Here is a 20,126-nt window from a genome sequence, read left to right on the forward strand (position 1 = left end):
CCCAGGCGGGGTTGTGCCTGGACGTCAACCAGGCCGCCACCGCCAACGGCTCCACCCTCATCCTCTGGACCTGCAACGGCCAGAACAACCAGAAGTGGAGCCGCGTCTGACGGTGGCCCGAGCGGCGAGCCCGCCCTCCGGCGCTGCCGCGTCACGCCACCCGCAGGCGCTGCTCCAGGACCCGGTCCCCTCGCGGTCGGCCCCGTGAGCGGGCCGGGTCCACCCCCTCGTGCCGATCGGCCCGACGTCCACCCGCGATCCAGGGAAGGAGCACCGTGCGCACCGCCCGCTACCCCGTGATCGGCGGATCCCACCCCGACCCGAGCGTGTGCCGAGTCGGCGAGGACTACTACCTCGTGTGCTCCAGCTTCGAGTACTTCCCCGGCGTGCCGATCTTCCACAGCCGCGACCTGGTGCACTGGCGGCAGGTCGGCAACGTCCTCAAGCGGCCGGAGCAGCTGCGGCTGCCCGCCGACACGCCCGCGTCGCGCGGGATCCACCAGCCCACCATCCGCTACCACGGCGGGCGGTTCTGGGTGACCGCGACGGACGTGTCGGCGGGCGCCACGTTCGTCGTCACGACGGACCGCCTCGCCGGGCGGTGGTCGGACCCGGTGTGGATCGACCTCCCCGGTGTCGTCCCGGACCTGGCCTGGGACAAGAAGGGCAACTGCTGGTGCGCCACGACCGACGGCCGCACGGCCCGCATCGACCCCTACCGGGGGACCGTGCTGGAAGGTCCGTGGCAGGCGTGGAGCGGCGACGGCAGCCCGTACCCGAAGGCGCCGCACCTGTACCACGTCGGCGACTGGTGGTACCTGCTGTTCGAGTGCGGCCAGTCGCTGGCGGTCGCCCGCGCGCGCACGCCACGCGGGCCGTTCGAACCCGCGCCGGACACCCTCGTGGACACCGCCGGGCCGACCAGGGGCAGCGGTCGCGCGGACCTCGTCACGACACCGGACGGCGCCTGGTGGCTGGTGCGGCCCGGGACCCGCGACCACCCGTCGGGCTTCCACGTGCTGGGGCAGGAGGTGTTCCTGACGCCGGTGCGCTGGCAGCACGAGTGGCCGGTCGTGGTCGGGGTGGCCGAGACCGCGCCGACGCCGGGTGACTCGCCCGCCTCGCCGACGCAGCCCGCGCGCGACGACTTCGACGAGTTCGTGCTGGCGCCGTCCTGGATCTCCCCGCGCGGGCTGCCGGACGGGTCGTGGTCGTTGACCGAACGCCCCGGCTGGCTGACGCTGCACGCGACCGGCGACACCCTCGACCGCCCCGGCTGCACGTTCGTCGGCAGCAGGCTGCGGCACCTCGACTCGCGGGTGTCGGTCCGGCTGGACCCCGGCACGGCCCGGGCGGGGCTGAGCATCCGGCGCGACGAGGCGCACCGCTACGACTTCGAGGTGGTGCCCGGCCGGGTGGACGTGATCGCGCGGATCGGGCCGGTGCGCCAGGTCGTGGCCAGCCGCACCAGACCTCCCGGGCCGATCACGCTCACCGTCGTCACCCGCACGACCGACCTGGTGCCGCCGTCGTTCGTGCGGCCGACCGACGAACCCGCGGGCGTCGAGCCCTCCGGGCCGGACACGATCGCCTTCCACGTCGACGCCGACCCGGGCCCCTTGGCGGAGTTGGACGGCCGCTACCTGTCGCCCGAAGTCAGCACCGGCCTCGCCGGGCGGGTCGTCGGCATGTACGTCACGCGCGGCGTCGCGGCGTTCGACTGGTTCGACTACCGCGGCTTCGGCTGACCCCGCCCACGGCGGGCAGGGCGGACCGCGGTGCCGGTCACTACCCGTTGTGCGCGCTAACAAAACCACCCAAAAGTAATCATAAGGTTGGTTCAGCTGGGTGAATTTCGCGGCGAAATTCTCCGAAACCGCACTTGACAGCGTTGTCCAACCGTGGCGCGAAAGGTTTTCGTGACGGAGCGCAGCTAAAGTTAGCGCTAACATTTTTAGCATTCCCGCAATTGACGGCACTGCTTCGCGTGGTTACATTCGACCCGAAGTGAAACCTTCTCCGCGGGGTATCCAGCCCGCTGCTCCTGTCGTCGACGACCGGTTCGCGACCTGCCCGGCGCGACGGTAGTCGCCGTACCGGAGACCGCAACGGTGGACGAGCAGTCGGGCAACCCCACGACTGGGAGCGCTCCCGGAAAAGCTTCACCCCCACTCACACCACAGCACCGACGCTGCGAGGACCTGAATGAGTGCAACGAAACTGGCACGCGGCGGCGCCGCTGCCGCGGCCCTGACCCTGTGCGCGGGGTTGTTGACGCTGGCGAGCACCTCGGCCAGCGCCGCCCCCGGATGTTCGGTCGACTACCGGGTCAACCAGTGGGACACCGGCTTCACGGCCAACGTCACGGTCAAGAACCTCGGTGACCCGATCACGGGCGGGTGGACCCTGGAATGGGACTTCCCGGGCAACCAGAAGATCACCAACGGCTGGAGCGCGACCTACGCCCAGTCCGGTCAGCACGTGAGCGCGAAGAGCCCCGACTGGGCGTCGTCGCTGCCCACGGGCAGCAGCTCGACCATCGGCTTCAACGCCTCGTACTCGGGCTCCAACGTCCTGCCGACGTCGTTCAAGCTCAACGGCACCACGTGCGGCGACCCGATCACCACCTCGACGTCCACGTCGACCTCCACCTCGACGTCGACCACCACGTCGACGACCACCACGACCACCACGACGACCACGACGACCACGACCACGCCGGGCAACCCCGGTGAGCACGTGGCCAACCCGTACGTGGGCGCCAAGGGCTACCTGAACCCGGACTACGTCGCGAACGTGAACAACCTCGCCGACGCGACCGGCGGCGCCCTGGGCACGTCCATGCGCAAGGTCGCCGAGAACTCCACCGCCGTGTGGATGGACCGCATCGGCGCCATCACCGCCGGGCGCGGCTTGAGGGGCCACCTCGACGAGGCGCTGCGGCAGTCCGCAGGCGGCACGCCCGTGGTGATCCAGGTCGTCATCTACGACCTGCCCAACCGCGACTGCGCGGCGCTGGCGTCCAACGGCGAGCTGAAGGTCGGCGAGAACGGTCTGGCCCGGTACAAGGCCGAGTACATCGACCCCATCGCCGCGATCATGGCCGACCCGAAGTACCGCGACCTGCGGATCGTCGGGATCATCGAGCCCGACTCGCTGCCGAACCTGGTGACGAACCTGAGCACGGCCAAGTGCGCCGAGGCCAACTCCAGCGGCGCCTACGTCCAGGGCATCCAGTACGCCCTGAGCAAGCTCGGCGCGATCTCGAACGTCTACAACTACGTGGACATCGGGCACTCGGGGTGGCTGGGCTGGGACTCGAACATGGGCCCCTCGGTGACGTTGATCGCCAACACCATCAAGGGCGCCGCCAAGGGCGTCAACAGCGTTGACGGCTTCGTGTCCAACATGGCCAACACCTCGCCGACCGAGGAGCCCTACCTGCCCGACTCGGGTCTGAACGTCGGCAGCCAGCAGCTGCGGTCCGCGACGTTCTACCAGTGGAACCCGTACTTCGACGAGGCCGACTTCGGCACGGAGATGCGGAACCGCTTCATCGCGGCCGGCTTCCCCAGCGGCATCGGCATGCTGATCGACACCTCCCGCAACGGTTGGGGCGGCCCGAACCGGCCCAGCGGCGCGAGCGGCTCGACGGTGGACGCGTACGTGAACTCCGGCCGCATCGACCGCAAGCTCCACCGCGGCAACTGGTGCAACCAGGCCGGCGCGGGCATCGGCGCACGGCCCACGGCGGCGCCGCGTGCGGGCTTCGACGCCTACGTGTGGATCAAGCCTCCGGGTGAGTCCGACGGCATCGCGACCAAGACCGACGGCCCGAACGAAGAGGGCAAGCAGCACGACCCGATGTGCGACCCGGCCTTCCGCGGCGGCGAGCAGGCCAACGGCGGCAACCTGACCGGCGCCATGCCGGGCGCCCCGCACGCGGGCTCGTGGTTCCCGGCGGGGTTCACCTCGCTGGTCCAAAACGCGTACCCCGCACTCTGAGCAGGCGCACCATGATGCGGAGGAATCGGACCGCGGGCGCGTGCCTCCTCTCGAGCGCACTGGTGGCCGGCGCGGTGGCCCTGGCGGTGGGCGGCGGTGCGACCGCGCAAGCGGCCGACTCGGCGTTCTACGTCGACCCGTCGAGCTCCAGCGCGAAGTGGGTCGCCGCCAACCCCGGCGACTCCCGGGCCGCGGTGATCCGCGACCGGATCGCCTCGGTGCCGCAGGCGCGGTGGTACACCACCACCAACACGTCGACGGTGCGTTCGGAGATCAGCTCGTTCGTCGGGGCGGCCGCCTCGGCCGGGAAGATCCCGATCCTGGTGGTCTACAACATCCCCAACCGCGACTGCGGTGGGGCCAGCGGTGGCGGCGCGCCCTCGCACCAGGCCTACCGGGCTTGGGTGGACGAGGTCGCGGCGGGACTGGCCGGTCGGCCGGCGTCGATCGTGCTCGAACCCGACGTGCTGCCGATCATGAGCAACTGCCAGAACGCCGACCAGCAGGCGCAGACCAGGGCGTCCATGGCGTACGCGGGCAAGAAGCTCAAGTCTGGCTCCGGGCAGGCCAAGGTGTACTACGACATCGGCAACTCGGCGTGGCTGAGCCCGGCGGAGGCGGCCAACAGGCTGCGTGCCGCCGACATCTCCAACAGCGCCGACGGCATCGCGTCGAACGTGTCGAACTACCGCAGCACGTCCGACGAGGTGGCCTACACGAAGAACATCCTCAACGCCCTCGGTGACGGCAGGCTCACGGCCGTGATCGACACGAGCCGCAACGGCAACGGACCGTTGGGCACGGAGTGGTGCGACCCGGCCGGGCGTGCGATCGGCACGCCCAGCACGACGAACACGGGCGATTCCAGGATCGCCGCGTTCCTCTGGGTCAAGCTGCCGGGCGAGGCGGACGGCTGCATCGCGCCGGCCGGTCAGTTCGTGCCGCAGCGCGCGTACGACCTGGCGATCGCGGCGAGCCCGACGTCGACGACCACAACAACCACAACCACAACCACAACCACCACGACAACAACCACGACGGGCAACAACCCCGGCGGCGGCTGCACGGTGACCCACCGCGTGGTCAGCCAGTGGACGGGCGGCTACACCGGCGAGATCGTGATCGGGAACCGGGGCCAGCTGGTCAACGGCTGGACCCTGACGTTCTCGGCGCCCGGTGTGTCCGTCACGCACGGCTGGAACGGGACGTGGACCGACACGGGCGATGTGGTCCGGGTCTCCAACGCGTCCTGGAACGGGTCGCTCCCGACCGGTGGAACGACGACCATCGGTTACAACGCGAGCTACAACGGAACGACACCGCCGTTCGGTTCACCCGCCCTGAACGGCACCGCTTGTTCCTGACACCGTAACCAGCCCTGAAGCGGTTCCCCGTCCCCATCGCCTCCGCGGGACGGGGAACCGCTGTGCGCACGGCCGTTTCAGGCCTTGCGCCGTCCCAGCGCGGCGCCGGACATGGCGAGCACGGAGAGCAGCACGAGTGCCCCGGCCGAGCCGAGCACCGTCCAGGGCGCCAGTTCCAGGTACGGCTGGTTCTCCGCCAGGAGCCTGCCCCACTCCGGTGTGGGCGGTTGCTCGCCCAGGCCGAGGAAACCGAGCGAGGCCAGCACGAGGACCGCGGTGGGCAGGCGCAGGAGCGCGTTGCGCAGCACCGCGGGCAGCACGGCCGGCAGCAGGTGGCGGCGCAGCAGGTGCGTCGGGCCGGCGCCGCACGAGATCGACGCCAGGACGTGGCCGCTCGCCCGTTCCTGCTCGGACAACGCCGCGGTCTGCGCGGCGTAGGGGGTCCAGCCGACCAGGCACACCGCGGCCGCCGCGCCCCACACCGACGGTCCGGCCACCGCGGTGGTCAGGAGTCCGACCAGGACGGCGGGCAGCGTCGACATCACTTCGGTGAGGCCGGCCGCCACCCGTCCCGCCAGGCCGAGCAGCAGCCCGGCGACCACGCTGACCGCCGTCACCGCGAGCGCCAGGCTCGCGGTCCGCAGCGCGCCGTGCCCCAGCCGGGCCAGCAGGTCGCGGCCGAGCGCGTCCGTGCCCAGCGGGTGCGCGGCCGAGGGCGGCAGCAGGCGGGCCGCCGTGTCGACGTGCAGCGGATCGCGCAGCGACCCCGCGACGACGAGCGCGAGCAGGGTGAGCGCGCAGAGCCCCGCCACCCAGCGGGTGGACCGCGGTGGCCGGACGGCCGATCGCCGCGGTGCGGCCAGTCCGCCGTCGCGCAGGGCGGGGCCGAGCAGGGCGTGGCGCAGGGCTTGGACGAGCAGGCCGGCGGCGACGCCGAGCAGGGCCAGCGCCAAGGTCGCCGTCTGCAACGGCGGGAGGTCCTGGGCGATGGCGGCGTCCAGGGCGAGTCGGCCGAGCCCCGGGATGTTGAAGACCTTCTCCACCGCGACCGCGCCGCCGACGAGGGCGACGACGGTCGGCAGGAATTGGGGCAGGACCCCGGCGACCGTGCCGCGCAACGCCCGCAGCGCGATGCGGCCGGGACGGAAACCGCAGGCGTGCCAGGTCCGCACCCACGGCTCGGTGAAGGCGGCGGGCAGGGACTGGTCGACCAGCCCGCCGATCATCGCCCCGGACGGCACGCCGAGGGCGAGCGCGGGCAGCACCATCGACGCCGGTCCCGCCCAGCCGCTGGACGGGAACCAGCCCAGCCACACCCCGAACACGGTGGCGAGCAGCGCGGCGAGCAGGAACTTGGGCAGCGCGGCGAGGAAGGCGGCGCCCGTGCCCGGTCGCCCCGGCGGCGGCTCCTGCCGTGACCCGAGGCGCAGGGTGCGCGCGCTGACCAGCGCGGCCACCACGAGCGTGACCACGAGCGCGCCGAGCATCAGCGTGGTCGAGACCGCGAAGGCGCTCGCCACCTGCGGCAGGACCGGTTCACCCGACACCCAGGAAGTGCCCGCGTCGCCGCGCGGCAGCCCGCCGAGCCAGCGCGCGAGATGCGTGAACGGTCCCTCGTCCAGCCCCAGCTGCTCCCGCACCGCGGCCAGCTGCGCGGGGGTGGGGTCCTGGTCGGCGGAACGGGCCCGCAGGACCGTCAGCGCGGGGTCCGTCCCGGACAACCAGGGCAGCAGCGTGACGGCCGTCAGCAGGGTGGTCCCGGCGACGACGCGGCCCGCGCCCGCCGCCCACCGGTGCGGACGGGCCGCGGCGCCGGCGGACTTGGTGCTGGTCATCCGCCGCTACCTCAGGCGGGTGTCGAGGTCGATCAGCGAGCGCTCGCGGGGATCGAGGCGCACGCCTTCGACGTTCGTGCCGATGCCCTGCACGACCTTCTCGTGGACCAGCGGCACCACGGCGTCGGTGCGCAGGACCGCCGCTTCGGCGAGCATGATCTTCTGCTGCCTCCGCGTCGGGTCGTCCTCCGCCGCGGCGGACGCGATGGCCTGGTCGATCGAGGAGTCCTTGACCCGGGCGATGTTGTAGACGCCGTTGCCGGCGAAGTCGCTCGCGAGGTACGCCACCGCGTCGCCGGTGTCGAGGAGCGTCACCCGGGAGAAGACCAGCGCGTCATAGCTGCCGGCGAGCAGGTCGGCCTCCATCTGCGTGTACTCGCGCACGTCCTGCCGGACCGCGAACCCGGCCTCCTCCAACTGCTGCTGCACGACGGTCGCGATCTCGGGCAGCTCGGCGCGGTTGGTGTAGGTGGCCAGGCGCAGCGGCGTGCCGCCGGTCTTCGACCTGACCTGGTCGGCGGTCGCGGCCGTCGCGCGGCCGGTCACCTCGACCCGCTTGTCGGCCGCCCACGGCACGGCGGGCCCGAACAGGCCGCGCGCGGCGTCGGCGTACCCGCCGAAGACCGAGTCGACCAGCGCGGAGCCGTCCACGGCCGCGCGGGCCGCCGCGCGCAGCGACTCGTCGGCGAAGACACCGCCCGCGGTGTTGAGGACCAGGCTGTCGGTCCGCACGGAGGGCACTTCGTGCGGGGTGCCGGCGTCCAGCAGCTTCGCCTGGGAGGTGGGGATCCACTCGGCGACGTCGACCTCGCCCGCGCGCAGGCCGTTGGCGCGGGCGGTGCCGTCGGCGATCCAGGTCACGTCGATCCCGGGCGCCTTGGCCTTGCCTCCCCAGTAGTCGTCGAAGCGGTCCAAAGTGGCCTTGGTCTTCCCGGTGAGCCCGGTGATCCGGAAGGCGCCGGTGCCCGCGCCGACGGGGCTGACGGAGCCGTCCGGCGCGTAGGCCTTCGCGGCGAGGATGCCCAGCGCGGGGCTGGCGAGCCGGAGCGGGAGCACCGGGTCGGCGGTCTTCGTGCCGATCGTGACGGTGTCGGCGTCCTCGGCCCGCGCGGTCAGCGTCACGTCGCTGAGCACGCGGGGCTTGGCCTTCGCGGCGCCGGCGTGGTCGAGCGCGTTGACGACGGCCTCGGCGGTGACCTCGGTGCCGTCGTGGAACTTGGCCTGGCGTAGCTCGAACACCCAGGTCGTGGTGTCCTTCCGGGTCCAGGACTTCGCCAGCGCGGGCGCGGCGGCGCCGTCCGCGCCCAGCGCCGTGAGTCCTTCCGCGACGGAGAGCTTGCTCAGCACGGTCGCGTCGTTGCTGTAGGGGGACAGCGCCTGCGCGGGCGGCACCGCGAGGGCGACCCGCACCCGGCCGGTCGACCCGCCTTGCTCGTTCGGATCCCCCGAGCCCGACACGAAACAGCCTGCCAGCAAAGGGATGAGGGCAAGCGCGGCGGCGAAGCCGAACGGGGTTGAGCGCATGGTGAGTCCTGTCGTGCGGAGCGGTGGGTACGTCCTGACTCACCGGACGGCGGTGAGGGCCACGACACCGTATAAGGCAAGGCTTACCAAGCTCGGCAAGGGGTGATTGAAATCTCAACGATCAACCGGACCTTTGATGGAAACGATTGTCATGAGCTACGGTCCGGTCGTCCGCTCCTCGACGACCCCGGGACAGGCTCTGATGCATCACCGCACGCCCTTCGCCGCCGCCGGCCTCATGGCGGTCTCCGTTCTCCTCACCGGGTGCTTCGCGACCGGGGCGACCGGCACCGACGACCCGTCCGGGGAAGGCCGGATCAAGGTGGCGATGATGCTGCCGCCGCGCTCGGCGTTGTCGCCGTTCAGCGACGACGCCTTCAAGCTGTCCCGCTGGTCGACGGCCGAGACGCTGGTGAACCTGGACGAGAAGGGCGACGCGCGGCCCGCGCTGGCCACCCGGTGGACCCGCACGTCCGACACGACGTGGGAGTTCGTCGTCCGGCAGGGCGTGACGTTCCACGACGGCACCACGCTCACCGCGACCGTGGCCGCGAACACGCTGACCCGCGCGATGAAGGCCTCACCCAAGCCGCGCATCCTCGACGGCGTCCGCCTGGAGGTCCGGGCCGAGGCGGACAAGGTCGTGCTCACCACCGACGTGCCGGATCCGCTGGTGCCGCAACGGCTCTCCTCGCCGCAGCTGTCCGTGCTGGCCGAGAGCGCGTACGCGCCGGACGGCAAGGTGAACCCGGTCGGCGCGGGCAGCGGCCCGTTCAAGCTGGTGCACCTCAACGGCACGACGGGCGCCACGCTCGACCGCTTCGACGGGTACTGGGGCGACAAGGCGAAGGCCGCGGGCATCGACGTCTCGTTCGTGCCGGACGGCGCCGCGCGCGCCGCCGCGATCCGCGGCGGTGAGGCCCACGTCGTGGAAGCCGTCCCGGTGTCGCAGGCCGCGCTGCTCGACCAGCAGACCGTCACCGAGGTGCCCATGCCGCGCACCAACACCCTCTACCTCAACACCAAGACCGGGCCGTTCGCCGATCCCGCCCTGCGTGCCGCGGTTCGTGAGGCGATCGACGCCGAGGCGATCGTGAAGGGCGTCTACGAGGGACGTGCCGACGTGGCGGAGGGACTGCTCGGTCCCGCGCTGCCGTGGGCGGCCGAAGGCCGGAAAGCCTTGGGGGAGCGGACGAAGGCCGCGGACCCGAAGAGCACGACGATCACCCTGGCGACGTTCACCGACCGGGCCGAGCTGCCCGAGGTCGCGTCGGTGCTCCAGCAGCAGTTGCAGGACAAGGGGTTCACGGTGAACCAGGTCGTCCGCGAGTACGCGCACATCGAACAGGACATGCTGGCCGGCAAGTTCGACGCGTTCATCCTGTCCCGGGCGACGGTGCTGGACTCCGGCGATCCGGTCGCCTACCTGCGGTCCGACTTCGCCTGCGACGGGTCGTTCAACATCGCGAAGCTGTGCGACCCGGCGGTGGACGCGGCCGTGGTGAAGGCGGCCGGTGTGGAGGCCGGTGACCAGCGCCGTGCCGCGATCCTCGAGGCCGAGGCGGCGGTGCTGCGGACCGACGCGGCGATCCCGATGCTGCACGAACGCGTCATCCAAGGCGACGCGACGTCGCTGGTCGACTCCGCCAAGGACCCGCGCGAGCGGCTCCTGATCACCGCGACCACCCGGCTGAGGTGAGCGGCGTGTCGGCGCGCGGACGCGTCGGCGCGGTCCTGTCCCGCGTCGGCGCGCTCGCGGTGATCGTCGCGGTCGTCGGCTCGCTGCCGTGGCTGTCCGGGCGCGACGCGGCGCTGTCCGTGCTGAGGGCCCGGTCCGCCGAGCAGGAGCCGACGCCCGAGGCGTTGGCGTCCGTGCGCCGGGAGTTGGGCCTGGACGCGGGCCCGGCGGGGCTGTTCGGCGACTGGCTGGGCGGGGTGCTGCGCGGTGACCTCGGGCGGTCCTGGGTCAGCGGCGCCGACGTGCTGCCGTCGGTGCTGACCGGGCTGGGCGTCTCGTTGACCCTGATGGGCGCGGCGCTGGTCGTCGCCCTGCTGGTGGCCGGCGCGCTGTGCGCGCGGACGGTCGTGCGCGGGGCGCGGGGCACGCTGCGAGGTGGTCCGGGCGGGGGTGTCGCCGCGGCGCTGGCGGCGTTGCCGGAGTTCCTGCTCGCCACCGTCCTGCTGATCGTCGTGTCGGTGTGGCTGGGCTGGCTCCCGCCCTACGGCTGGCACGGTCCGCGGCACCTGGTGCTGCCCGCGCTCGCGTTGGGCGTCCCGGCGGGCGCGGTGCTGGGGCGCCTGGTCGACGACGCGCTGCCCGCCGCGTTGCGGGAGCGCTGGGTCGGGCTGTGGCGGTCGTCGGGGTGCGCGCCGCGCGTCATCGCGTCGGCGGCGCTGCGCCGCGTCCTGCCTCCCCTGCTGCCGCAGATCGGTCTCGTCGCCGTCGGCCTGACCGGTGGCGCGGTCGCCGTCGAGACCGTGTTCGCGGTGCCCGGCATCGGCCGGGCCGCGCTGGGCGCCGCGGAGTCCCAGGACTTGCCGGTGTTGCAGGCCTCCGTGCTCGCACTGGTGTTCCTGGGCGTGGTGTCGGGACTGCCGGCGGCGGTGGCCCGGCGCCGGCTGCTCGGACCCGGGTTGCGCGACGCGGCGCTGTCGCTGCCCGCGCCGGTCGCCGTGACGACGGGCCGCGCGGGGCGGGTGGTGCCGCTCGTGTGCGCGGTCGTGCCGGCCGTGGTCATCTGCTGGGGGCTGCTGTTGGAGCCGCTCCGGCTGGACGTGGCCTCCCGCCTCGCGGGCCCGTCGTGGGCGCACCCGCTGGGCGCCGACTCGCTCGGCCGGGACGTCCTCGCCAGGGTCGGCCACGGCGCGGGCGCGACGCTCGGGGTGGCGGCGGTCGTGTGCCTGTGCTCCTACGTGCTCGCGATGGTGCTGGGCTTCCTGCCCGGCCTGGCGGCGGGCGTGGCGGAGACGGCCAACGCCGTGCCACCGGTGATCGCGGGCATCCTGGTCGCCGCCGTGCTCGGCCCCGGAACCGTCGGCGCGTCGATCGCGGTCGCGCTCGTGTCCTGGCCGCCGCTGGCGGCCCACGCGGCGGCCCTGGTCCAGGAAACCCGCGCCGCCGCCTACGTGACGGCGTTGCGCGCCATCGGGTCGCCGCCGTCGTGGATCCTGCTGCGCCACGTGCTGCCTGCGGTGGCCGGCCCGGTCGCCCGCCACGCCGTCCTGCGCCTGCCCGGCATCGCGCTCGCCCTGGCGTCCCTGGGCTTCCTCGGGCTCGGCGCGCAGCCACCCGCGCCCGAGTGGGGCCTGATGCTGGCCGAGTCGTTGCCCTACGTCGAGCGCGCTCCGTTGGCGGCGCTCGCACCGGCGGCGATGCTCCTGATGCTCGCCGCGCTCGCGGTCTCGTTGTCCACGCTGAGCGGTTGGGGCGGAACGGGTTCCGGGCTGTTCGGCGCGCTTCGCCGCCGGAGGCCGATCGTCGAAGGAGTCGGCGCGTGATGAGCGGTCGAGCACTGTTGGAGGTCGAGGGCCTGCGGATCACTGCCACCCGGCCGCACGAGGTCGACCTGGTGCGCGACCTGTCCTTCGCCGTCGCGGCGGGCGAGATGCTCGCCGTGGTGGGTGAGTCCGGCGCCGGGAAGTCCGTCACCGCGCGGGCCGTGCTCGGGTTGCTGCCCGCCGGGCTGCGCGTGTCCGGCCACGTCCGGTTCGACGGCCGGGAACTGGTCGGCGGCACGGGCGCGGCGCACCGGGCGTTGTGGGGGCGCCGGATGGCTTTCGTGCCGCAGGACGCGCTGTCCGTGCTCAGCCCGGTGCACACCGTCGGGGACCAGCTCGCCCTCGCCGTCCGGTCCGTGCGCGGGGTGGGGCGCAAGGCGGCGCTGGAGCAGGCCGTCGCCGCGCTCGACCGCGTCGGCATCCCGGACGCCGCCCGCCGTGCCCGCGCCTACCCGCACGAGTTCTCCGGCGGCATGCGCCAGCGCGCGGTGATCGCCATGGCGACGGTCAACGACCCGGACCTGGTGGTGGCCGACGAGCCGACCACCGCGCTGGACCCGACCGTGCAGGCCCGGATCCTGGACATGCTGGCCGCGTTCCGCGAGCAGGCCGGGATGGCCGTCGTCCTGGTCACGCACGACCTCGCGGTAGCCGCGGCGCACGCCGACCGGGTGCTGGTGATGTACGCGGGCAGGCACGTGGAGTCCGGTCCGGTCCACCGGGTCCTGCGCGCGCCGCGCGCCCCCTACACGGCCGGCTTGATCGCGTCGTTGCCCGCGCGGCACGCGGTGAGCAGGTACCTGCCCGCGATGTCCGGAGCGCCCGCGACGGCCGGCGCCCTGCCGCCCGGCTGCGCGTTCGCCCCGCGTTGCCCAGCGGCGACGGACTCCTGCACGCGGCACGAGCCCGAGCCCGTCGAGTGGCATGACGGGCACTGGGCGTCCTGCCACCGGATCGCCGAGCTGCCGCGGCGCACCGCCGACCTGTTCGAGAGGACCGGGACATGACCGCGCCGCTGCTCGAAGTCCGCGATCTCGTCGTCCGCTACCCGGCCAGGGCCCGCCGGACGCCGCCCGTCCTGGCGGTGGACCGGATCTCCTTCACCGTGGCCGCGGGGGAGACGGTCGCCCTGGTCGGCGAGTCCGGCTCCGGCAAGTCCAGCACCGCCGCCGCCGTGCTCATGCTCCGCAAGCCCGAAGGCGGGTCCGTCCGCTTCGACGGCCGCGAGCTGACCACTGTGGACGAACGCGGGCTCCGCGCGCTCCGGCGCGGCGTCCAGCCGGTGTTCCAGGACCCGCACGGCTCGCTCAGCCCGCGCAAGGCGGTGTTCGACGCGGTCGCCGAGCCGCTGCGCGTCCAAGGCCGCTGGGACCCGACGACCGGTCCCGCGCGGGTGGCCGAGCTGCTCGACCTCGTGCGCCTCGACCGGTCCGTCGCCCGGAGGCTGCCGCACGAGCTGTCCGGCGGGCAGTGCCAACGGGTCGGCATCGCGCGTGCGCTGGCGAGCGAGCCGAAGCTGCTGGTGCTCGACGAACCGGTGTCCGCTCTCGACCCGTCCGTGCGCGCCGGCGTGATCAACCTGTTCACCGAGCTGCAGGACGAGCTGGGCCTGGCCCAGCTGTTCATCTGCCACGACCTCGCGCTGGTCCGGCACGTCGCGCACCGGGTGGCGGTCCTGCACCGCGGCCGCGTCGTCGAGTCGGGCCCCGCCCGCCAGGTGTGCGACGCGCCGACCCACGACCACACGCGCGAGCTGCTGTCCTCGGTGCCGGCTTTCGACCACCTGACCGAACGGTGACCCGCGCTCGACCCGCACCGGGCGTAGGAGAGGTGCGCGACGTTCGCTTGCCCCGGCGGGTCGGCGTTTGGCAGCATCACGGCCGCCGTGCTGGGCGTCGGCATTGCTTCGTCGCGTAGGAGGTGCGGTGCCGAAACGGTGGTTGGTGGCCTCGGTGGTGGCCGTGTTGTTGGCCGCCGCAGGTGTGGTCGTGGTCGTGCTCCAGGACCGGGGTGTCGCAGGCGTCGCCGTCGCCGGGGTGGACGGTCCGCCCGCCGTCGGCGCGTCCTCGACCGCGCCGAACGAGCCGGTGACCACGTCGCCGAGTGAGGCGATCGGCGAGGCCGACACCTCACCGTCGCCCTCGGTGGCGGCCACGACAACGGCGCCCGCCGCCGGTGGCGCGCCGCTGGCCGGGAGGATCAAGCCGGGGGTCGCGAACCCGGGCGTGGCGACGTTCTACGACTCAGACGGCGGCGGCGCGTGCCTGTACGACCCCGGCCCCGACCCGTTGACCGCCGCGATGAACTGGGCCGACTACGAGGACTCCAAGGCCTGCGGCGCCTACGTCCTGGTGCGGGCGTCCAACGGCGCGAGCCTGACCGTGCGGATCACCAACCTGTGCCCGCAGCCGTGCCGGGTCGGGCAGCTGGACCTGAGCGCGGAGGCGTTCGCCCGGCTGGCCGCGCCCAACCTGGGCGAGATCCCCATCACGTGGACGCTGGTGAGCCCGGAGCTGTCGAAGCGGATCTCCCTCCGCTACAAGACCGGGTCGAGCCCGCACTGGTGCGGCATCCAGGCCATCGACCACCGGAACCCGGTGGCGCGGCTGGAGGTCCAGGCCGGCGGCCAGTGGAAGCAGTTGGCGCGCACCGACTACAACTACTTCCTCGCCGAGAACGGCGCGGGGTGCGGCGGGGCGGTCGCGATCACCGACATCTACGGCGAGCGCCTGGTCGTGGACCCGTTGCCGATCAAGCCCGACGTCGTCCAGGCCACCGGCCTGCAGTTCGCCGCGCGCTGACCCGGACCGCCCCGCGCCGCGGGGATCACTCCAGCTTCTCGAAGAAGAACTCGTGCTTGAGGAACGAGGTGTCGTACTCGTGCCCGGGGTAGGGCGGGATGAGCTGGGACGCCTGGAAGAGCCGCCAGCCGTCGCGCAGGGCGTCGACCCCGGTCTCGTACGGCGGGTGGTCGCCGTCCCCCGTGGTGGGCTTGGTGCGGCCGGTGCCGTCGTAGGACGCCCAGCCGACGACCCGGTCGTCCAAGGCCGACGAGGACAGGTACAGCACCAGCACTTGCTGCTTCACGCGGTCCTCCCGGGACGGTTGTGCACCCTGGTCGCCCAGTGCTCGATGTCGAACGTGTCGTCGCCGGTCAGGGTCCGCCACAGCGCGATCCGGTTGTAGACCTCCAGCCGCCCGGTCGCGTACTCGTACCAGGGGAAGGTGGTCGACAGCTCGGCCGTCACGGCGGGGTCGCCCAGGTCGGCGGTGTCCCAGAGCCGGACCTGGGGCGCGGTCGGGTTGAACCGGATCTTGAACATGTACCGGCGCCGCGCGGAGTCGTTGCGCCTGCCGCCGTGCCAGATGCCGTGGTGCAGCAGCAGCACCGTGCCCGCCGGGCAGGTCAGCCGGACCTGCCCGCGCAGGTTCTGGTAGCGGCCGGTGTCGGACTCGTTGGTCAGGCGCAGGTGGCTGCCCGGCACCAGGAGCGTGCCGCCCATGTCCGCGGTGACCTCGTGCGGGTAGTACATGAGCTGGACGTCGAACGCGTCGCGCCGGGTGTCGATGATCGCGTCGCCGTGCAGGGGCTGGGCGCTGCCCTCGTTCGGCTCGCGCACGTGCACGGCGAGGTGGTCCACGGTGGGGTCGGGGCCGACCAGGCTGCGCAACGCCCCGGCCACGGCGGGCAGGTCGACGAGCCGGCGGGCGAACGAGCCCTCCGGGAACGCCACGTCCAGCGGTATGCCGTAGGGCACGCCCGGGATGCCGCGCTCCATGGCCTCCATCGCCACGGTGTTGAGGTCGTCCGGCACGACCGCGTCGAGGCGGAGGAACCCCTGTGCCGCGAAGCGCGCCATCAGCACCGAGGACAGCAGGTGTCTGGTGGTTTCCATGCATCAGACAGTAGGTCCGCGACGTTGACGTGTAATGGGTCATGTTCACCATTAGTGGTAAATTTTCACCATGGAGCACGTGACGGTCCGGCTGGACGAGCCGCCGGTCGTGGCCAACCTGGGCGTGGCCGTGCACGGCGTGGCGAGCCGTCGCGACGAGTTCCTGCTGCCCGAGCTGTGGCAGCTGCACCTGTACGGCTACACCGCCGAGCTGACCGTCGACGGCACGACGCACCCGATCCGGCCGGGGCACGTGAGCCTGGTACCGCCGGGGGCGCGGGTGTCGTACCGCTACCGGGGCCGGTCCGAGCACTTCTACGCGCACCTGCGCCTGCCCGGGCAGGGCGCGGCGCTGACGGTGCCGGTCATGCAGCACGCGGGCGTGGACACACCGCTGCTCACCGGTCTGCTGCGGCACGCCGTCGCGGTGGCGCCGACGGCGCCGGCCATGGCGGCGGCGGAGGTCTGGACCGTGCTGTGGCGGGTGGCCGACCTGGCGGCGTCCGGCAAGCCGCACGGCGCGGTGGCCGCGGCGGTGTCGCACGTCGAGGCGAACCTGGCGGGACCGCTCACCGTGCCGGACGTCGCCGCCGCGGCCGGGGTGTCGCACAACCACCTGACCAGGCTGTTCCACGCCGAGACGGGGCACACGGTGGTGGCCTACATCCGACGGCGCCGGTTGGAGCGGGCCCGGCACCTCCTGCGCGAGTCGACGTTGCCGATCCCGGCGGTCGCGGCGGCGGTGGGGTTCGACGACCTCCAGGCGTTCAACAAGGCGTGCCGCCGTGAGCTCGGCGCCTCGCCGCGTGCCGTGCGCGCCGGAGCGGCGGGGCACGGCACGCGCGCGTCGGTCACCGAGCGGTGAGCCCGGCCGTCACCCCGCGGCGACGATCCGCCACTCCTGGTTGGCGCCACCGTTGGCGGGCCACTGGACGACACGGGCGCCGTCGGCCGTCGAACCGCCCTCCACGTCCACGCACAGGCCGGTGCGCACGTTGACGACGCGGTGGTGGCCGTTGCCCGCGTCGACGAGCCGCCACCACTGGTTGTCGCTGCTCGTGTCCTGCCACTGGTCGAGCTGGACGCCCTGACCCGACCCGCCCGGGCTGGTGAGCAGGCGCCCGCTGTGCCGGGCCACGAGCCGGAACGAGCCGGCGGCGTTCGGGGCGAACTGCCACTGCTGGTTGAGGCTGCCGGACGAGGTCCACTGGATGATCTTGGCGCCGTCGGCGGTGCTCGCGCCGTTGACGTCCAGTGCCTTGCCGCTGACCCGGTTGACCAGCCGGCACCAGCCGGTGGGCAGCGACGCGGCAGGCAGGGACACGGTGACGTCCGTGCGCCGCCCGGCGGCCAGCGTGACCTTCCGGGCGTGGCCGCCCAGGGGCGACGGGGCCACGGTCGCCGAGGTGGTCAGCGCCGCCATCCCCGGCCGGCTGATCAGCGTCACGTCCTGGTCGACGGCCGAGGTGATCGACAACGTGGCCGTGCGGGAGGCTAGGTCCCAGCTGAACGTGTGGACGTGGATCCGGCCGCGCGCCCGCACGCCGGTGATCGTGCCCTTGGCCAGTTGCGCGGGCAGCGCCGGGAGGATCTCCAGCACCCCCGGCCGTGAGTAGACCAGCGCTTCGGCCAGCACGCCGGGGATCGCGTTGGCGGCGTCGGCGTTGTAGATGTCCAGGTCGGGGTTGTGCGAGGTCATCAGCGACTGGAAGACCATGTTGTTGCCGATGATCTTGCGCAGGTTGTCGTAGACCTTGCCGCCGTCCTTCAGCCGTGCGCCCGCCAGCGCGCGGTGCAGGCTGCCGTGCGCGGAGATGTTCTGGTCGCCGCGCAGTTCCAGCGCGCGCAGCGCCGGGCGGACGAGCGCGGGCTTCTCCTCGGGGTTGATCTCGTGCAGCGGCCAGGCGCCGTAGAGGTGGTGGACGTGCCGGTGGTCGTACCGGTCGGTCAGGCTCGGCCAGGACCACTCGGCGAGCGCGTTGTCGCCGTTGATCCGGTACTCGGGGAGCTTGGCCAGCAGCGCGGTCCAGCGGGCGACGCCCTGGCCGGCGCCCTGCTCGACACCGAGGGTGTTGGCCGCGGAGATCGCCGCCTGGAGGGCGTGCCTGCCCGCCATGACGTCGCCGGTCGCGTTGATCGAAAGGAGGACGCCGGTGTTGCCGGGGCTGTTCTCCATCGAGAACGACGGCACGAACACGACCTTGCCGTTCGAGTCCGTCCGGGTCAGGAAGTCCTCGTAGAACAGCGCCAGCTCCATCAGCGCGGGTGCGAGCTTGTCCCGCAGGAACGCGTGGTCGCCGGTGACCTCGTAGTACTCGATCAACGGGTAGAGCAGCCAGTCCGCGCCGCCGGTCCACGTCTGGCCGGGGAACCCCGGGTCGAAGTGCAGCATGTGGCCGTACTCGCCGTCGGTGCGGGACGGCGCGAGGAAACCGCGGACCCCGTAGAGGTTGCGCGCGTTGGTGCGCCAGTGGCCCAGCTGGCCCAGGACGAGGTTGAAGTACCCCTGCATGGCCTCGGTCGTGTCGAGGATGTTGCCGCCGGCGACCTGGAGGTTGACGTTGGCGTCGGTGGTGAAGTCGTCGGCCCACGCGCCCGACCACGTGCCGGTCCAGATGCCGGTCAGCCGCGGCGGCAGGATGCCGCTGGAGCTGATGAACAAGTACCGGCCCGAGTCGTAGAGGCGTTCCAGCAGGGCGAGGTCGATGACGTTCCGGTCGGCGTTCTGGCGGGCGATCAGCTCCCTGGTGGACAGCCGCCGGTCGGCCGCCGACACGTTCAGGTCCAGGCGCGACCGGTCGTACAGCTCGGTGTGGACGGCGGCGTGCCGGGAGCGCAGCGCGGCGTAGTCGGCGCCGAGCGCCGCCAGTTGGGCGTGCAACGGCCGGGAGTCCCACGCGGTCGGCGACTCGTACCGGTCCAGCCTGGTGAGCAGCAGCAGTCGGGTCGCCCCGGCCACGACGACGGTCGACCCGTTCGCGCTGACCGTGCCGCCGGTCGCGACCACCCGCGTGACGCCCTCGTACCCGAAGGCCCCCTGGCCCGCCGGGTACGTGCCGCGCAGGTTCAGGTAGCCCGAGCCGCCGCTGACCGTGGCCAGGGTGGTGTAGCCCAGGCCGGCGGGCAGCCCGTCCAACGCGGTGTGGACGCCGAGCGTGGCGTCCACGGTCCGGCCGGTCGCCGGCAGCAGCTCATGGACGATCACCCGGTCCGGCCGGGAGACGAACGCGCGACGCGTCCAGGCGCCGTAGGTGTCGGTCCAGGTGGAGGTGACCTCGCCGGTGCGGAAGTCGGTGATGCGGGCGTAGTCGTCGACCGTGGTCATGCCGGGGGTGGAGATCCGCAGCTCGTAGGCCGGGTGGTAGGTCTGCGTCCACCGCAGCGACCACCCGGCCGCGAAGTCCCGGTTCGCCCCGGCGTAGTCGCCGGCGAGGGCCTTGTCCCGCGCCGCCGCCAGCCGTCCGGCGGTCACCGGCGGGGTGAGGGAGCGGGTGCCGTTCGGCAGCACCAGCCGGTGGTAGTTGAAGATCACCTTCTCCAGCGCGGGCGCGCCGTGCAGCAGCGCGCCGTACTCGCCGTTCCCGGTGAGGAAGCCGTGGGTCCAGGACGTCGCGTGACCGGTGTCGTAGATGCCGCGCTCGGGCAGGGTGACCTGCGGGGGCACGGCGGCCTTGGCCTGGCCGCCGGGGAGCATGGCGGCTCCCGTCGTCAACGCGGTGAGGGCGAGGAAGCGCCGTCGGTCCACTGGGACGTCCATCACGCAAACTCCTTCGTCCGGTGAGGGGAAGTGGCCGCTACTCCGGTGTCGGCGTGATGACCGCGCTGTGACGACCGGCGGGTGACATGGGATGAATTTATAGGTTGCCGCCCGGCGCCTGTCCATACCGTGCGGCCGAATGGCCCTACAAGTCCCGCTGTTCAGCCTTTTCCCGGTCACCGATCACGAAGTCTTCGGCCAGCGCCATCCGAAGTGATGGGATGTCTTGGCCCGGCGGCGCTCCCCG

The 20,126-nt window shown here is 72.8% G+C and carries 15 protein-coding genes; 10 read left to right on the forward strand and 5 right to left on the reverse strand.

The features are described 5' to 3' along the window. Positions 1-11: 11 nt before the first annotated feature. From ADK67_RS49990 to ADK67_RS40495, 4 genes are all read left to right on the forward strand, one after another. On the forward strand, positions 12-110 hold the full coding sequence (locus tag ADK67_RS49990) for a ricin-type beta-trefoil lectin domain protein (RefSeq protein WP_082404563.1): 99 nt from the start codon (positions 12-14) through the stop codon (positions 108-110). 165 nt (positions 111-275) lie between these two features. Continuing rightward, positions 276-1,748: a glycoside hydrolase family 43 protein gene (locus tag ADK67_RS40485; protein ID WP_053721895.1), complete on the forward strand. Its 1,473-nt coding sequence runs from the start codon at positions 276-278 to the stop codon at positions 1,746-1,748. 457 nt (positions 1,749-2,205) lie between these two features. Further along, complete coding sequence (locus ADK67_RS40490; RefSeq protein WP_053721896.1) at positions 2,206-4,005, forward strand: glycoside hydrolase family 6 protein; 1,800 nt, start codon at positions 2,206-2,208, stop codon at positions 4,003-4,005. Between the two features lie 11 nt (positions 4,006-4,016). Continuing rightward, positions 4,017-5,369 (forward strand): glycoside hydrolase family 6 protein, encoded by a 1,353-nt coding sequence (locus ADK67_RS40495; RefSeq protein ID WP_231648597.1) that lies wholly within the window; start codon positions 4,017-4,019, stop codon positions 5,367-5,369. A gap of 77 nt (positions 5,370-5,446) precedes the next feature. Here ADK67_RS40495 and ADK67_RS40500 read toward each other — a convergent pair whose 3' ends face one another. Then, positions 5,447-7,204, reverse strand: coding sequence for an ABC transporter permease subunit (locus ADK67_RS40500; RefSeq protein ID WP_053721897.1), 1,758 nt, complete (start codon positions 7,202-7,204; stop codon positions 5,447-5,449). Positions 7,205-7,210: 6 nt separating this feature from the next. Continuing rightward, positions 7,211-8,728, reverse strand: coding sequence for an ABC transporter substrate-binding protein (locus ADK67_RS40505; protein ID WP_053721898.1), 1,518 nt, complete (start codon positions 8,726-8,728; stop codon positions 7,211-7,213). Positions 8,729-8,879: 151 nt separating this feature from the next. Here ADK67_RS40505 and ADK67_RS40510 point away from each other — a divergent pair, with 151 nt between their 5' ends. The 5 genes from ADK67_RS40510 to ADK67_RS40530 all read left to right on the forward strand — a co-directional run bounded on the left by ADK67_RS40510 (position 8,880) and on the right by ADK67_RS40530 (position 15,027). Continuing rightward, positions 8,880-10,427, forward strand: a complete 1,548-nt coding sequence (locus ADK67_RS40510) for an ABC transporter substrate-binding protein (RefSeq protein ID WP_231648598.1) — start codon at positions 8,880-8,882, stop codon at positions 10,425-10,427. A gap of 5 nt (positions 10,428-10,432) precedes the next feature. Continuing rightward, positions 10,433-12,226 carry an ABC transporter permease subunit gene (locus tag ADK67_RS40515; RefSeq protein ID WP_082404558.1) on the forward strand — a complete coding sequence of 598 codons (1,794 nt, stop codon included), beginning with the start codon at positions 10,433-10,435 and terminating at the stop codon, positions 12,224-12,226. Continuing rightward, the gene (locus tag ADK67_RS40520; protein WP_053721900.1) at positions 12,226-13,233 is read left to right on the forward strand and encodes an ABC transporter ATP-binding protein; all 1,008 of its coding nucleotides are present in this window, start codon (positions 12,226-12,228) and stop codon (positions 13,231-13,233) included. The genes ADK67_RS40515 and ADK67_RS40520 overlap by 1 nt, the downstream gene beginning before the upstream one ends. Next, a complete protein-coding gene (locus tag ADK67_RS40525; protein WP_053721901.1) occupies positions 13,230-14,024 on the forward strand; it encodes an ATP-binding cassette domain-containing protein in 795 nt (264 codons plus the stop codon). Before ADK67_RS40520 ends, ADK67_RS40525 begins: the two co-directional genes overlap by 4 nt. Before the next feature lie 127 nt (positions 14,025-14,151). Then, positions 14,152-15,027, forward strand: a complete 876-nt coding sequence (locus ADK67_RS40530) for an expansin EXLX1 family cellulose-binding protein (RefSeq protein WP_053721902.1) — start codon at positions 14,152-14,154, stop codon at positions 15,025-15,027. Positions 15,028-15,052: 25 nt separating this feature from the next. Here ADK67_RS40530 and ADK67_RS40535 read toward each other — a convergent pair whose 3' ends face one another. Next, the gene (locus ADK67_RS40535) at positions 15,053-15,313 is read right to left on the reverse strand and encodes a hypothetical protein (RefSeq protein ID WP_053721903.1); all 261 of its coding nucleotides are present in this window, start codon (positions 15,311-15,313) and stop codon (positions 15,053-15,055) included. Further along, positions 15,310-16,122 (reverse strand): phytanoyl-CoA dioxygenase family protein, encoded by an 813-nt coding sequence (locus ADK67_RS40540; RefSeq protein WP_197289856.1) that lies wholly within the window; start codon positions 16,120-16,122, stop codon positions 15,310-15,312. Before ADK67_RS40540 ends, ADK67_RS40535 begins: the two co-directional genes overlap by 4 nt. A gap of 70 nt (positions 16,123-16,192) precedes the next feature. Here ADK67_RS40540 and ADK67_RS40545 point away from each other — a divergent pair, with 70 nt between their 5' ends. Then, positions 16,193-16,987 carry a helix-turn-helix domain-containing protein gene (locus ADK67_RS40545; protein WP_053721904.1) on the forward strand — a complete coding sequence of 265 codons (795 nt, stop codon included), beginning with the start codon at positions 16,193-16,195 and terminating at the stop codon, positions 16,985-16,987. Between the two features lie 9 nt (positions 16,988-16,996). On the opposite strand, the gene ADK67_RS40550 is transcribed toward ADK67_RS40545, so the two are convergent. Then, positions 16,997-19,879, reverse strand: coding sequence for a glycosyl hydrolase family 95 catalytic domain-containing protein (locus tag ADK67_RS40550; protein ID WP_053721905.1), 2,883 nt, complete (start codon positions 19,877-19,879; stop codon positions 16,997-16,999). Positions 19,880-20,126 lie beyond the last annotated feature (247 nt).

This window comes from Saccharothrix sp. NRRL B-16348, assembly GCF_001280085.1.
Classification (GTDB): Bacteria; Actinomycetota; Actinomycetes; order Mycobacteriales; family Pseudonocardiaceae; genus Actinosynnema.

What these genes read in the sequence shown, in the direction of transcription:
- ADK67_RS40550 (WP_053721905.1), bottom strand. Translation starts at nt 19,879, where the DNA reads ATGGACGTCCCAGTGGACCGACGGCGCTTCCTCGCCCTCACCGCGTTG.
- ADK67_RS40525 (WP_053721901.1), top strand. Translation starts at nt 13,230, where the DNA reads ATGACCGCGCCGCTGCTCGAAGTCCGCGATCTCGTCGTCCGCTACCCG.
- ADK67_RS40520 (WP_053721900.1), top strand. Translation starts at nt 12,226, where the DNA reads ATGAGCGGTCGAGCACTGTTGGAGGTCGAGGGCCTGCGGATCACTGCC.
- ADK67_RS40545 (WP_053721904.1), top strand. Translation starts at nt 16,193, where the DNA reads ATGGAGCACGTGACGGTCCGGCTGGACGAGCCGCCGGTCGTGGCCAAC.
- ADK67_RS40540 (WP_197289856.1), bottom strand. Translation starts at nt 16,122, where the DNA reads ATGGAAACCACCAGACACCTGCTGTCCTCGGTGCTGATGGCGCGCTTC.
- ADK67_RS40495 (WP_231648597.1), top strand. Translation starts at nt 4,017, where the DNA reads ATGATGCGGAGGAATCGGACCGCGGGCGCGTGCCTCCTCTCGAGCGCA.
- ADK67_RS40510 (WP_231648598.1), top strand. Translation starts at nt 8,880, where the DNA reads ATGAGCTACGGTCCGGTCGTCCGCTCCTCGACGACCCCGGGACAGGCT.
- ADK67_RS40500 (WP_053721897.1), bottom strand. Translation starts at nt 7,204, where the DNA reads ATGACCAGCACCAAGTCCGCCGGCGCCGCGGCCCGTCCGCACCGGTGG.
- ADK67_RS40490 (WP_053721896.1), top strand. Translation starts at nt 2,206, where the DNA reads ATGAGTGCAACGAAACTGGCACGCGGCGGCGCCGCTGCCGCGGCCCTG.
- ADK67_RS40505 (WP_053721898.1), bottom strand. Translation starts at nt 8,728, where the DNA reads ATGCGCTCAACCCCGTTCGGCTTCGCCGCCGCGCTTGCCCTCATCCCT.